Origin of the sequence: Enterobacter sp. GD03975, assembly GCF_029838645.1 — a bacterium.
In the GTDB taxonomy this organism is placed as follows: Bacteria; Pseudomonadota; Gammaproteobacteria; order Enterobacterales; family Enterobacteriaceae; genus Enterobacter; species Enterobacter quasihormaechei.
Genome location: NZ_JAOBZC010000010.1, coordinates 134,918 through 148,022, shown reverse-complemented (window position 1 = coordinate 148,022; position 13,105 = coordinate 134,918). Strand labels below are relative to the sequence as shown.

The window sequence follows — 13,105 nt, the reverse complement described above, 5'->3', positions numbered from 1 at the left end:
AATCGCTAATGCCAATGTTGTCCCCTGCGCAATCGCCCGCCGCGCATCCAGCTCCATCGCCACATCGCACCCGCCAATCAAATGCACCGTTTTACCGGCTTCGCGCAGCGGATCGGCCAGATCGCGCTTCGGCTCCTGTCCGGCGCACAAAATCACATGATCCACGCGCAGCAGCTGCGGTTCACCGCCGATCAGCACGTGCAGCCCGTCGTCGTCGATCTTCTGGTAGCTCACCCCGGGGATCATCTTCACCCCGCGCGAGAGCAGGGTGGCGCGGTGGATCCAGCCCGTGGTTTTGCCCAGCCCTTCGCCCGGCTTGCTGGCTTTACGCTGGAGCATCACGATCTGACGCGGGCTTTTCGGCAGCTGTGGACCTTCCGGGCGCAGGCCCCCGGACTGACTGAGGCTGGTATCAATGCCCCATTCCACGCAAAACTCGGCGATGTTCTGGCTGGTGGCCTCGCCCGGCTGGCTTAAATACATCGCGGTATCAAATCCGATCCCGCCGCAGCCGATAATCGCCACCTTTTCACCAACGGGCGCTTTATCGCGCAGTACGTCCAGATAGCTCAACACCTTCGGATGATCGATGCCCTCGATCGCAGGCGTGCGCGGGGCGATCCCGCTCGCGAGGATCACCTCGTCGAAGTCGATGAGATTCGCCGCGCTGACAAACTGGTTAAGCCGCAGATCAACGCCCGTCAGGTCGATCATCCGGCGGTAATAGCGCAGGGTTTCATAGAACTCCTCTTTGCCGGGGATCTGTTTGGCGATATTAAACTGCCCGCCAATTTCACCGGCGGCATCGAACAGCGTCACGCGGTGCCCGCGCGTAGCGGCATTGACCGCAAACGCCAGGCCAGCGGGGCCGGCACCCACGACGGCCAGGCGTTTTTGACTGACCGCCGGGACGACCGGCATTTTGGTTTCATGGCAGGCACGGGGGTTCACCAGGCATGAGGTGACTTTGCCAACGAAGATCTGATCCAGACACGCTTGGTTACAGCCGATGCAGGTGTTGATCTCATCCGCACGGCCGCTTTGCGCTTTAGAGAGCAGTTCAGCATCCGCGAGGAACGGACGCGCCATCGAGACCATATCGGCATCGCCGCGTGAGATCACATCGTCCGCCACCTGCGGGTCGTTAATGCGGTTAGTGGTGACCAGCGGAACGGAGACTTTGCCCTTCAGCTTGCGCGTTACCCAGCTGAACGCCGCGCGCGGCACCGGCGTGGCAATGGTTGGAATGCGCGCTTCGTGCCAGCCAATCCCGGTGTTGATAATCGTGGCGCCTGCGGCCTCGATCGCCTGCGCCAGCTGCACGGTCTCGTTGAAGGTGCCGCCGCCTTCCACCAGGTCGAGCATCGACAGGCGGAAGATGATAATAAAATCCGCACCCGCACGTTCACGCACCGCACGCACCACTTCCACGGCAAAGCGCATTCGGCGGGCATAGTCGCCGCCCCATTCGTCGTCGCGCTGGTTGGTGCGGGCGGCGAGGAACTCGTTAATCAGATAGCCTTCAGAGCCCATCACCTCCACGCCGTCGTAACCCGCCTCACGCGCCAGCGCGGCGCAGCGGGCAAAATCGTCGATCAGCGCCAGGATCTCGTCGTGGCTGAGGGCGTGAGGGGTAAAGCGGTTAATCGGCGCCTGAATAGCCGATGGCGCAACCAGCTTTGGCTGATAACTGTAGCGCCCGGTATGCAGAATTTGCAGGGCGATTTTGCCGCCCTCGTTATGCACCGCGTCCGTGACAATGCGGTGATGCGGCAGCTGTGTCGCATCATTCAGAACTGCACCGCCCTCCATCGTCACGCCGGAAGGGGCAGGGGCTACGCCGCCGGTGACAATCAGCGCCACCCCGTGGCGCGCGCGCTCGGCATAGAAGGCCGCCAGACGTTCAGCCCCGTCCGGACGCTCCTCCAGCCCGGTATGCATCGAGCCCATCAGCACGCGGTTTTTGAGGGTGGTAAACCCCAGATCGAGGGGGGCGAATAGCGACGGATAGCGGCTCATAGTCTCTTCCAGTGTAAAATTATTGTTATGTGGTCGGATGAGTTACTAATTTAGCCAGCGGCGGCAGAAAGGTAAAAGCGGGATCGAATGATTGTGATAGATCTCAAAGAACTTCCCCTCACCCCGGCCCTCTCCCCAGAGGGGAGAGGGTGAAAGGCCGCACGGAGCAGTCCCCTCTCCCCTCTGGGGAGAGGGTTAGGGTGAGGGGCGTGTGTCGCGCATCAGGCCCGGCGCCTGCCACATCGACGTCGTCAGCCCGCTGTCCACCAGGCCGAGCTGGTCCGCGTACACCGCCTGCCACTTCTGCATCATGCCGTCGTACAGCTCCCGGTGCTGCGGGTTTGGCGTAAACTCGCGGCTCCACTTCACCAGCCGCTCGCCCGTCGAGGCCATATCCGAAAACAGCCCCGCGCCCGTTCCGGCGGCAATGGCGCAGCCGAGCGCCGTTGCCTCTTTGACTTCCGGCACGCGCACCGGCAGGCCGGTGACGTCGCTTAAAATCTGGCTCCACAGGGCGCCCTTCGCGCCGCCGCCCGCAAACACCAGGCTATCAAACGTCACGCCGGAGAAGCGCGAAATCTGCGTCAGGTTACAGGCCGAGACGATCGCCGCGTTCTCCTCCAGCGCGCGGAACAGCGTCGCTTTGTTGCACTTTTCCGGGTCGATGGAGAGGTTAATAAACGACGGCGCGGCGTGGTACCACTGCTTAAAATGCATCGCGTCGGAGAAGATTGGCATTACGCCGTGGGAGCCAGCGGGCACGCGGCCCGCCATCTCTTCCAGCAGGGAATAGGTGTCCATCCCCATCCGCTCGGCAATCAGCTTCTCTTCGGCGCAAAAGGCGTCGCGGAACCAGCGCATGGTCAGCCCGGTAAAGAAGCTGATCGACTCCGCCTGCGCCATGCCGGGAATGACGTGCGGGTTCACGCGGATGTTCATCTCAGGGTCGGTGCGCACCTGCGGCAGGTTAACCACCTGCTGCCAGAAGGTGCCGCCCAGCACCGCCGTTTGTCCGGCGCGGACCACGCCCAGCCCCAGGCAGCCCAGCTGCACATCGCCACCGCCCATCACGACCGGGGTGCCTTCGCGCAGGCCGCTCTGCTGCGCGGCTTCTTTGGTGATAGCGCCCAGCACGGTACCGGTCTCTTTCACCGGCGAGAGAATATCGGCGCGCAGCCCGGCCATGTCGAGCAGCGCCGGACGCCAGTCGCGTGAAAAGAGATCCAGCATGCCGGTGGTGCCCGCATTGGACGGGTCCACCGCCAGCTCGCCGGAAAGCTTTGCCGCCAGCCAGTCGCTGATCATGGTGATAGTGGCGGCCTTACGATAAATATCCGGGCGATGATGCGCCAGCCAGAGCAGGCGCGGCATGGCGCTAAGGGCAAGCGTCTGCCCGGAAACGTCATACACTTCGGATTCAAAACGATAGTTGTGGATCTCTTTGAGTTCAGCTACCTCGCGGCTGGCGCGGGCATCAACGTTGGCGCAGGCCCAGATGGCCTCGCCGCTGCGGTCGTACAGCACGATCCCTTCGCGCATCGAACAGCAGGCGACGGACTGAATATCCGCCGCGCTCAGGCGCGCGCGCTCCAGCGCCTGCTGAATGCACCGGCAGGCCAGCTGCCAGTTGGTGTTGAGGTCGAACTCCATCGACCCCGGCACGTTCTCCACGCTCAGGTGCTTCCACTCGGCCTGGCCGACGGCAATCTGGTTGCCCTGTAAATCGAAAATCACGGCGCGAATGCTGCCTGTCCCTGCATCTAACGCTAAAAGGTAACTCATGAGCTTGCCTCGCTGTTAGCGCAGGGCGACTCTTATTCGGCCAGAGCCAGCACCGCGCGGGCTGTCGTCTCTTCCGTCACCAGGCCATTAATACGGCGACCTTTCAGTGCGGCGTAAATCGCATCGGCTTTCTCTTCCCCTCCGGCCACGCCGACGATGGTGGGCAGCTGCGCCAGTTCATCGAGCGTGACGCCCAGTAATTCTTTGTGGATCTCCAGCTCCTCGACGCATTCCCCTTCGGCGTTAAGGAAATAGCCGAGGATATCGCCCACCGCCCCTTTACGGGCGTACATCAGCTGTTCACCTTCGCTGATATAGCCGGAGCGCAGTATCGTCGCGTCACGGCGCTGGTCCACGGAACCAATGCCGACCACCGCCACGTCAGCGGCGGTCGCGGCGAGGATCACGTCCCGCACGCTGGTTTCGCGCTTTAAGATCCCGGCGACTTCAGCGGATGAAACGCGAAGCGGGGCGGGGATCATGCTGACGCTACAGGCCGCATCCAGCTGGCCGATACCGGTCATATACGGCCCCACGCCGCCGGAAAGCGTCACCAGGCGGATCTGCTGCGAGCTGATAAAGCCGCTTAAGTGTTGCAGACTGCTCATGGTGGTTTCACCGAAGCCCACCGCTAACAGCTGGCCGGGCGCCAGCACGCCCATCAGCGACTGCGCCGCGCCAATGCCTAACCGCACGTTCATCGGCGGGGTATTGAGGGCGGGCATCACGCGCACCAGCTTCAGGCCAAAGCGCTGCTGTAGCTCAGTTTCCAGCGCCAGGCAGCCCTCGTAGCGGGAGTTGATCTGCACGCGGATCACCCCCGACTGACGGCCTTTCTCCAGCAGGCGGGAGATCTTCAGGCGAGGCAAACCGAGCCGTTCGCCGATATCATTCTGGGTCAGCCCGTCGTGGTAGTAGCACCAGGCGACGCGCGCCACCAGCTCCTCTTCCGCCAGCGCCAGCCCGGCAAACCGTCCTTCTTCCGCAGTGCGTTTATCGCTCATAGTTGAACTCTTATAAAAATTTAGATCATATGTTCGTAATGGCGCGGCGTGAAAATGTGAGCCACGCGGCAAAACGGATCTTTTAGATCGTTTCTGGTTAATCTGAATCTCAATCGATAAAACTGTGATCCCTGCACGGTTGTAAATATAGTTCACCGTCTACGCTTTTGAACATTATTAAATCTAAAAATCATTTGTTCAACAGCGGAGCGATGATGACACCACTTCTCAACGCGCGGAATATCAGCAAGCAGTTCTCAGGCGTGCCGGTCTTAAAAGGCATTGATTTCACGCTGCTTGCGGGGCAGGTGCACGCGCTGATGGGCGGTAACGGCGCGGGAAAATCGACGCTAATGAAGATCATCGCCGGGGTGGAAACGCCGGATAGCGGTGAACTTTCGGTTGCGGGCGAGTCGTTTGCACGGCTTACCCCGGCGCAGGCGCACCGGTTAGGCATTTATCTGGTGCCGCAGGAGCCTCTGCTTTTCCCCAACCTGACGGTGCGGGAAAACATCCTGTTCCGCCTGCCGCGAGAGCGCGATCGGGAAAAACGCCTGGCGGAGAAACTCCAGCAGCTGCAATGTCAGCTTAACCTCGACGCCACCGCCAGCACCCTGGAAGTGGCGGACCAGCAGATGGTGGAGATCCTGCGCGGGCTGATGCGCAACGCCAGAATTCTGATCCTCGACGAGCCCACGGCCTCGCTGACGCCCGGCGAAACCGAGCGGCTGTTTCGCCAGATCCGCGCCTTACAGGCGCTCGGCGTCGGGATTGTCTTTATCTCGCATAAGCTGCCGGAAATCCGCACGTTGTCGAGCCACGTTTCGGTGATGCGCGACGGCGCGGTAGTGCTCAGCGGCGAAACCGCCCAGTTTGACGACAGCGCGCTGATCGCCGCCATGACGCCGGTCAGCCGCGAGAAAGGCTTAAGCGATGCGCAAAAGCTGTGGCTGGCGCTGCCGGGCAACCGCCGCACCCAGCCGCAGGATTTTCCGGTGCTGCGCGTGGAAGATCTCACCGGAGAGGGCTTTATCGATCTCAGCCTGGAGATTTACGCCGGGGAGATCGTCGGCCTTGCCGGACTGGTGGGTTCCGGGCGCACCGAGTTTGCCGAAACGCTCTACGGCCTGCGTCCCGTACGCGGCGGGCGGGTGTGGCTGGAGAGCCGGGAGATCACCACCGATCCGGTGGGTTCACGTCTGGAAAAAGGGCTGGTTTATCTGCCGGAAGACAGGCAGGTGTCTGGCCTGTTTCTCGACGCGCCTGTGCGCTGGAATACGGTGGCGCTGAACGAGCCGTCGCTCTGGCAGCAGCGAAAGCGGGAGTCTGCGGTGGTGGAGCGCTATCACCGGGCGCTGGGGATCAAGCTCAACCATGCGGATCAAACCGTGCGCACGCTCTCCGGCGGCAACCAGCAGAAGGTGCTGCTGGCGCGCTGCCTGGAGGCCAATCCTTTATTGCTGATCGTCGATGAGCCGACGCGCGGCGTGGACGTGTCGGCACGCGCCGATATCTACCAGCTCATTAAAAGCGTGGCGGCGCAGAACGTTGCGGTGCTGATGATCTCAAGCGATCTCGATGAATTTCCCGGCCTCGCGGACCGCGTGCTGGTGATGCATCAGGGCGTACTCAGCGGCGAGCTGCCGCGCCACGCCGTCAGCCTCGACCGGATGATGGCGCTGGCGTTTGGAGGTCAATGATGAAGATCTTACTCAAAAACCGCGAGCTGAGCGCGTTTCTCGCCATTCTGGCACTGTTCGCCGTGCTGGTGGTGCTGAATCCGTCCTACTTCAGCCTGCAAACGCTGGGGATGATCTTCGCCAGCGCGCAGATCCTGATCCTGCTGGCCATCGGCGCCGCACTGGTGATGCTGACCCGCAATATCGACGTCTCCGTGGGTTCCACCGTCGGGCTGTCCGCCATTGCCGTCGGCGTGGCGCTCAACGGCGGCTACAGCCTGCCCGTTTCCATTCTCTTCGCGCTGTCGATTGGCGCGCTGGCGGGGGCGTTCAACGGTTTTCTGGTGGTGGGCCTGCGCATTCCGGCGATTGTCGCCACCCTCGGCACGCTGGGGCTGTACCGCGGCGCGATGCTGCTCTGGACCGGCGGAAAGTGGATTGAAGGGCTGCCGCCGGGGCTGAAGTCTCTCTCTGAACCTGCCGCCATCGGCATTTCACCGCTCGGCGTGGGAGTGTTGATGCTCGTGGTCGTTGGCGCGTGGACGCTGTCGCGCACCGCGTTCGGGCGTGATTTTTACGCGGTGGGGGATAACCTCGCCGCAGCGCGCCAGCTGGGCGTGGCGGTGAACCGCACGCGCATGATCGCCTTCACCCTCAACGGCATGCTGGCGGCCTGCGCCGGGATTGTCTTTGCCGCGCAGATCGGCTTTGTGCCCAACCAGACCGGCAGCGGGCTGGAGATGAAGGCCATTGCCGCCTGCGTGCTCGGCGGCATTTCGCTGCTGGGCGGCACCGGCACGCTGGTCGGTGCGTTCCTCGGCGCGTTCTTCCTGACTCAAATCGACACCGTGCTGGTGCTGTTCAGGCTGCCAGCCTGGTGGAACGACTTCATCGCCGGGCTGGTGCTGCTGGGCGTGCTGGTGCTCGACGGGCGGCTGCGCCAGGCACTGTCACGCCATCAGCGGGCGCTGAAGTACGGCCGGTTCCAGCCTGGCAACAGAGGGGGAAAGCACGTCACCCCCTTTCCCAAACGCAACAAAGAGGTAGCGTAAATGAGGCTCAACTGGGAAAGCGCGCTGCTGATATTGCTGGTGCTGGAGATCCTGCTCTTCGGCGCCATTAACCCGCGCATGCTCGACGTTAATATGCTGCTGTTCAGCACCAGCGATTTCATCTGCATCGGCATCGTGGCGCTGCCGCTGACGCTGGTGATTATCAGCGGCGGGATCGACATTTCGCTGGGCTCCACCATCGGCCTGTGCGCCATCGCGCTGGGGGTGATGATGCAGGCGGGGTGGCCCATGGCGGTCGCCGTTCCGCTGACGCTGCTGCTTGGCCTGCTGTGCGGACTGGTGAATGCGGCGCTGATCCACTACACCGGCATCAGCCCTTTAGTCATTACCCTCGGCACGCTCTACCTCTACGGCGGCGGCGCGCTGCTGCTCTCCGGCATAGCGGGGGCGACGGGCTACGAGGGCATCGGCGGCTTCCCGGACGGTTTTACCGCGTTCGCTAACCTCACGGTGCTGGGGCTGCCGATCCCGCTGGTGCTGTTCGCGGTGATTACCGCCTTCTTCTGGCTGATTACCCATCGCGGGCGCTTTGGTCGCCATCTGTTTTTGATTGGGCAAAACCCGCGCGCGGCGCGCTATGCGGCGCTGTCGGTGAACGGCATGCCGTACGTGCTGTACGGTCTGGTGGGCGTGGCGTCGGCGGTGGCCGCGGTGGTGATGGTCTCCTATTTCGGCTCTGCGCGTTCGGATCTGGGGCGCGATTTGCTGATGCCCGCGCTCACCGCCGCCGTACTCGGCGGGGCCAATATTTACGGCGGTTCAGGGTCGGTGCTGGGTACGGCGCTGGCGGCGCTGCTGGTGGGGTATCTCCAGCAGGGTTTACAGATGGTCGGCATCCCCAACCAGGTGTCGAGCGCGCTGTCGGGGGCGCTGCTGGTTGTGGTGGTGATGGGACGTTCGCTGAGTCTGCACCGCGAATGGGTGCGATCTCTCTTCAGAAAACTATCCGGAGCGTAAGATGAAAACAAAACTGCTCGTCCTGGCAATGGCCCTCAGCTTCGCTTCGGCGCAGGCGGCGGACCGTATTGCCTTTATCCCCAAGCTGGTGGGCGTGGGTTTCTTCACCAGCGGTGGCAACGGCGCGAAAGAGGCGGGGAAAGATCTTGGCGTGGACGTGACCTACGACGGCCCGACCGAGCCGAGCGTTTCCGGCCAGGTGCAGCTCATCAACAACTTCGTCAACCAGGGCTATAACGCCATTATCGTCTCCGCCGTGTCGCCGGACGGCCTCTGCCCGGCGCTGAAGCGCGCGATGCAGCGCGGCGTAAAGGTACTGACCTGGGATTCCGACACCAAACCGGAGTGCCGCAGCATTTATATCAACCAGGGAACGCCGGAGCAGCTGGGCGGCCTGCTGGTGGAGATGGCGGGCAAACAGGTCACCAAACCGAATGCCAAAGTGGCGTTCTTCTACTCCAGCCCCACCGTCACCGACCAGAACCAGTGGGTGAAAGAGGCGAAGGCGAAAATCGAAAAAGATCACCCCCAGTGGCAGGTCGTGACCACCCAGTTTGGCTATAACGACGCCACCAAATCCCTGCAAACCGCCGAGGGGATCTTAAAAGCGTATCCGGATCTGGACGCGATCATCGCCCCGGACGCCAACGCCCTGCCGGCGGCGGCGCAGGCGGCGGAGAACCTGAAGCGGGAAGGGGTGGCGATTGTCGGCTTCAGCACGCCGAACGTCATGCGTCCGTACGTTGATCGCGGGACGGTGAAGGCCTTCGGCCTGTGGGACGTGGTGCGGCAGGGCAAAATTGCGGTCAACGTCGCCGATCGCCTGTTGAAAAAGGGCGATCTTAACCCTGGCGACAGCGTAGACGTAAAAGGTATCGGGACGCTGAAGGTGGAGCCGAACAGCGTGCAGGGCTATCAGTATGAGGCGAAGGGCAACGGCATCGTGCTGCTGCCGGAGCGGGTGGTGTTCACCAAAGAGAACATCAGCAAATACGATTTCTGACGGGGGAGCAAATGGCTGATTTAGACGACATCAAAGACGGCAAGGATTTTGGCATCGGTACGCCGCAGGTCAACGTACCGTACACCCTGAAGGGCTGCGGCTCGCTCGACTGGGGCATGCAGTCCCGGCTTTCGCGCATCTTCAATCCGCAGAGCAACCGCACGGTGATGCTGGCCTTTGACCACGGCTACTTTCAGGGGCCAACTACCGGTCTCGAGCGTATCGATCTCTCCATTGCGCCGCTGTTTGGCGAAACCGACGTGCTGATGTGCACGCGCGGTATCCTCAGGAGCCAGGTGCCCGCCGCGACGAACAAACCGGTGGTGCTGCGCGCCTCCGGCGGTAACTCCATTCTGGGCGAGCTGTCGAACGAGTGCGTGGCGGTGGCGATGGAGGATGCCCTGCGCCTGAACGTCTGCGCGGTGGCGGCGCAGGTGTACATCGGAAGCGAGTTTGAGCATCAGTCTATCAACAACATCATCAAGCTGGTTGACGCGGGCGCGCGCTACGGGATGCCGACGCTGGCGGTGACAGGCGTCGGCAAGGAGATGGCCCGCGACGCGCGCTACTTCTCGCTCGCCAGCCGCATCGCCGCCGAGATGGGGGCGCAGTTCGTCAAAACCTACTACGTGGACGAGGGCTTTGAAAAAGTGACCGCCAGCTGCCCGGTGCCGATCGTCATCGCCGGGGGCAAAAAGCTGCCGGAGCTCGAGGCGCTGGAGATGTGCTGGCGGGCGATTGACCAGGGCGCGTCGGGCGTGGACATGGGGCGCAACATCTTCCAGTCCAGCGCGCCGCTCGCCATGCTGAAGGCGGTGAAGAAAGTGGTTCACGAGAACATGAGCGCTCGCGAGGCGTTCCAGTTCTGGCAGGAAGAGAAACAGGGAGAAGCAAAATGAACGTGACGTTAGTGGAGATCAACATCAAGCCCGAGCGGGTGGACGAGTTTCTTGAAGTGTTTCGCGCCAACCACGAGGGGGCCATCAGGGAGCCGGGAAATCTGCGCTTTGACGTGTTGCAGGACCCGCGGGTGAAAACCCGATTCTTTATCTACGAGGCCTATAAGGACGAAGAGGCGGTGCTGGCGCACAAGCAAACCCCGCACTATCTGGCGTGCGTGGATAAGCTTGAGGAGCTGATGTCGGAGCCGCGCAAAAAGCGCTGTTTCGTCGGGTTGTTGCCGGAGTAACGTTTTGCCCGGTGGCGCTGCGCTTACCGGGCCTACGGGTATGGGGTTGTGTTGATTTTGTAGGCCGGGTAAGCGTAGCGCCACCCGGCGTTTTTCAGGACAGCTCAAAATCCGCAAGGATCGCAGAAAGCGCCTCCCGCGGCTCCTCCTGAATCGCCCGTAGCGGGAACGGCAGCGCCGGCGCTTCCACTTTCCCCATCATTTCGGCCGCTGCCGCTATCACCCGCAAACTGCCGTAGCGGCGGAATAGCGCCCAGAGCGGTTCCAGCCGATCGGACTGCGCCGTCTCTTTCGAACGCGCAATCGCCAGCGCCGTATGCGGGAACAGCCCGCCGATCACTGAATACCAGACGTCAAACCCGGCATGCAGTGCGGATGCTGCCTGCCAGTCCCCGCTGATGCCCATCGTGACCGTATCCGGCAGGCGAGCACGAACCAGCGCAATATCCTCCGGCACGCGTCCAAATTTCACCGAGCCGATATTGGGCAGCGCCGCCACGGCAACCATCAGCTCGTCGCTAAACGTAAACCCGGTGGTGGCGGGGTTATCGTAAACGCAAAGCGGCACGGAGAGCTGTCGTGTCACCGTTTCATAAAGCGAATACACCTCATCGGACGTCAGCCGCTGATACGACACCGGTGCCATCAGTACGCTGGCCGCGCCTGCCGCCTGCGCGTTATCTGCCAGACGCAGAATATCGTCCAGCCGGAGTGCGCCGATGCTGACCATAACGGGAATATCGTTGGCATGCTCCACCGCGCAGCGGGCGATCTGCGTGCGCTCTTCAACAGTGAGGTATGCGTAGCTGCCCGTCGAGCCGAGTATGCCCAGCGAATCCACCCTCGCGTCGACCAGCGGTGCCAAAAGTTTTATGAAAGCCTGCTCGTCAAACTTCCCGTCTTTCAGGGGCGTTAACGGAAAGGCACTTAAGCCGTGAAACATCGCGTTGTCCTTTTACCGGGCTATTGTAGGCCGGGTAAGCGTAGCGCCACCCGGCGTTTTTCAGGCTTCCTCCACGCTTACCCGCAGTGCCGCCAGCGCCTTGCGCGCCGCCTTCAGCACCTGCTCGCACTGCTCAATGGTGAGCGTCAGCGGCGGTTCAATGCGGATGGTTTTCGAGTTGTTGAGCGTTCCTGCCACGAGAATCCGCTGGCGGAACATCTCGCTCGCGAAGCTGTAGCCGATTTCGTTATCAACGAACTCAATCGCCATCAGCATGCCTTTGCCGCGCGCCTCCTGCACCAGGTCCGGGTATTCCCGGCCCAGCTGACGGAAGCCGTCCAGCAGCATATCGCCTTTCTGCTCCGCCTGCGCGGGCAGGTTCTGCTCCAGCAGCACGTTGATGGTCGCCAGCGCCGCTGCACAGGCCAGCGGGTTACCGCCAAAGGTGGTGGTGTGCAGGAACGGATTGTCGAACAGCACGGAGAACACCTCCTCGGTAGCAACCGTCGCGCCAATCGGCATCACGCCGCCGCCGAGCGCTTTTGCCAGACACAGAATGTCCGGCTGGACGTTCTCGTGCTCGCAGGCGAACATCCTGCCCGTGCGCCCCATCCCGGTCTGGACTTCGTCGAGGATCAGCAGCGCGCCAAACTCATCGCACAGCTGACGCACGGCGGGCAGATAGCCCTGCGGAGGCAAAATCACGCCGCCTTCACCCTGAATCGGTTCCAGGATCACCGCCGCCACGTCGTCACCGGTTTTACGGCATTCGCTCAGCACGGTACGCATGGCGTTAATGTCGCCGAACGGTACGTGGCGGAAGCCCGGCAGCAGCGGCATAAACGGCTTGCGGAAGGTGGATTTGGCGGTCGCAGACAGCGCACCCAGGGATTTACCGTGGAACGCGCCGCTGGTGGCAATGAAGGTGAATTTCCCGCGCGGTGACTGGTACGCTTTGGCGAGCTTGATCGCCGCTTCGACCGATTCCGTACCGCTGTTGCTAAAGAAGCTGTACTTCAGCTTGCCGGGTGTTAAGGCCGCCAGCGTTTTCGCGAGCATGGCGCGAAGCGGGTCGAGCAGCTCCTGGCTATGGAGAGGTTGTTTCGCAAGTTGATTCTGTACGGCGGAAACCACAACTGGATTACGGTGCCCCACGTTGAAGATACCAAAACCACCCAGGCAATCAATAAACTCCTGTCCCTGGGTGTCGACAAGCGTATTCAGACTGCCCGCTTGCCACTCTACGGCTCCGTAATCCCCGCCGGCGGTAACAGATTTGCGATACTCCAGAAAACCAGGATTGACGTGCTCTTTAAAGTAATCAATGACCTCTCGGTTAAGTTGTTTCATCTCCTCATGATCGAGCGTTCGCTTTTCAATGAGATTCAGTGCGTGCGCGGTACAGGCAAGAGCCGAGGCGCTGGAAGGTAACCTGTTCAAAATATGCTCCCGGGGA

Annotated in this window: 11 protein-coding genes; 6 read left to right on the top strand and 5 right to left on the bottom strand. The window is 61.9% G+C overall.

All coding sequences use genetic code 11. From position 1 onward, the window contains the following. The 3 genes from N5C09_RS16360 to lsrR form a co-directional block, all read right to left on the bottom strand. On the bottom strand, window positions 1-2,019 hold a 2,019-nt coding region (locus tag N5C09_RS16360), incomplete at its 3' end, for an NADPH-dependent 2,4-dienoyl-CoA reductase (RefSeq protein WP_279749449.1). A gap of 195 nt (window positions 2,020-2,214) precedes the next feature. Then, a complete protein-coding gene (lsrK, locus tag N5C09_RS16355) occupies window positions 2,215-3,801 on the bottom strand; it encodes an autoinducer-2 kinase (RefSeq protein ID WP_279749448.1) in 1,587 nt (528 codons plus the stop codon). 32 nt (window positions 3,802-3,833) lie between these two features. Further along, a complete protein-coding gene (lsrR, locus tag N5C09_RS16350) occupies window positions 3,834-4,805 on the bottom strand; it encodes a transcriptional regulator LsrR (RefSeq protein WP_279749447.1) in 972 nt (323 codons plus the stop codon). 215 nt (window positions 4,806-5,020) lie between these two features. On the opposite strand from lsrR, the gene lsrA reads away from it, so the two are divergent. From lsrA to lsrG, 6 genes are read left to right on the top strand one after another with little or no spacing between them, the layout of a single operon-like run. Next, window positions 5,021-6,505 (top strand): autoinducer 2 ABC transporter ATP-binding protein LsrA, encoded by a 1,485-nt coding sequence (lsrA, locus tag N5C09_RS16345; RefSeq protein WP_279749455.1) that lies wholly within the window; start codon window positions 5,021-5,023, stop codon window positions 6,503-6,505. Beyond that, entirely contained in the window at window positions 6,505-7,536 is a 1,032-nt protein-coding gene (lsrC, locus tag N5C09_RS16340; protein WP_279749454.1) for an autoinducer 2 ABC transporter permease LsrC, read from the top strand. The genes lsrA and lsrC overlap by 1 nt, the downstream gene beginning before the upstream one ends. Beyond that, window positions 7,537-8,514, top strand: coding sequence for an autoinducer 2 ABC transporter permease LsrD (gene lsrD, locus N5C09_RS16335; protein WP_279749446.1), 978 nt, complete (start codon window positions 7,537-7,539; stop codon window positions 8,512-8,514). Window position 8,515: 1 nt separating this feature from the next. After that, window positions 8,516-9,517, top strand: coding sequence for an autoinducer 2 ABC transporter substrate-binding protein LsrB (lsrB, locus tag N5C09_RS16330; RefSeq protein ID WP_279749445.1), 1,002 nt, complete (start codon window positions 8,516-8,518; stop codon window positions 9,515-9,517). Window positions 9,518-9,528: 11 nt separating this feature from the next. Continuing rightward, window positions 9,529-10,416 carry a 3-hydroxy-5-phosphonooxypentane-2,4-dione thiolase gene (gene lsrF / locus N5C09_RS16325; RefSeq protein WP_064909977.1) on the top strand — a complete coding sequence of 296 codons (888 nt, stop codon included), beginning with the start codon at window positions 9,529-9,531 and terminating at the stop codon, window positions 10,414-10,416. Next, entirely contained in the window at window positions 10,413-10,706 is a 294-nt protein-coding gene (lsrG, locus tag N5C09_RS16320) for a (4S)-4-hydroxy-5-phosphonooxypentane-2,3-dione isomerase (RefSeq protein WP_006812054.1), read from the top strand. Before lsrF ends, lsrG begins: the two co-directional genes overlap by 4 nt. A gap of 94 nt (window positions 10,707-10,800) precedes the next feature. On the opposite strand, the gene N5C09_RS16315 is transcribed toward lsrG, so the two are convergent. After that, on the bottom strand, window positions 10,801-11,649 hold the full coding sequence (locus N5C09_RS16315; RefSeq protein ID WP_279749444.1) for a dihydrodipicolinate synthase family protein: 849 nt from the start codon (window positions 11,647-11,649) through the stop codon (window positions 10,801-10,803). Window positions 11,650-11,709: 60 nt separating this feature from the next. Then, window positions 11,710-13,089: a putrescine aminotransferase gene (gene ygjG, locus N5C09_RS16310; RefSeq protein WP_193527057.1), complete on the bottom strand. Its 1,380-nt coding sequence runs from the start codon at window positions 13,087-13,089 to the stop codon at window positions 11,710-11,712. Window positions 13,090-13,105 lie beyond the last annotated feature (16 nt).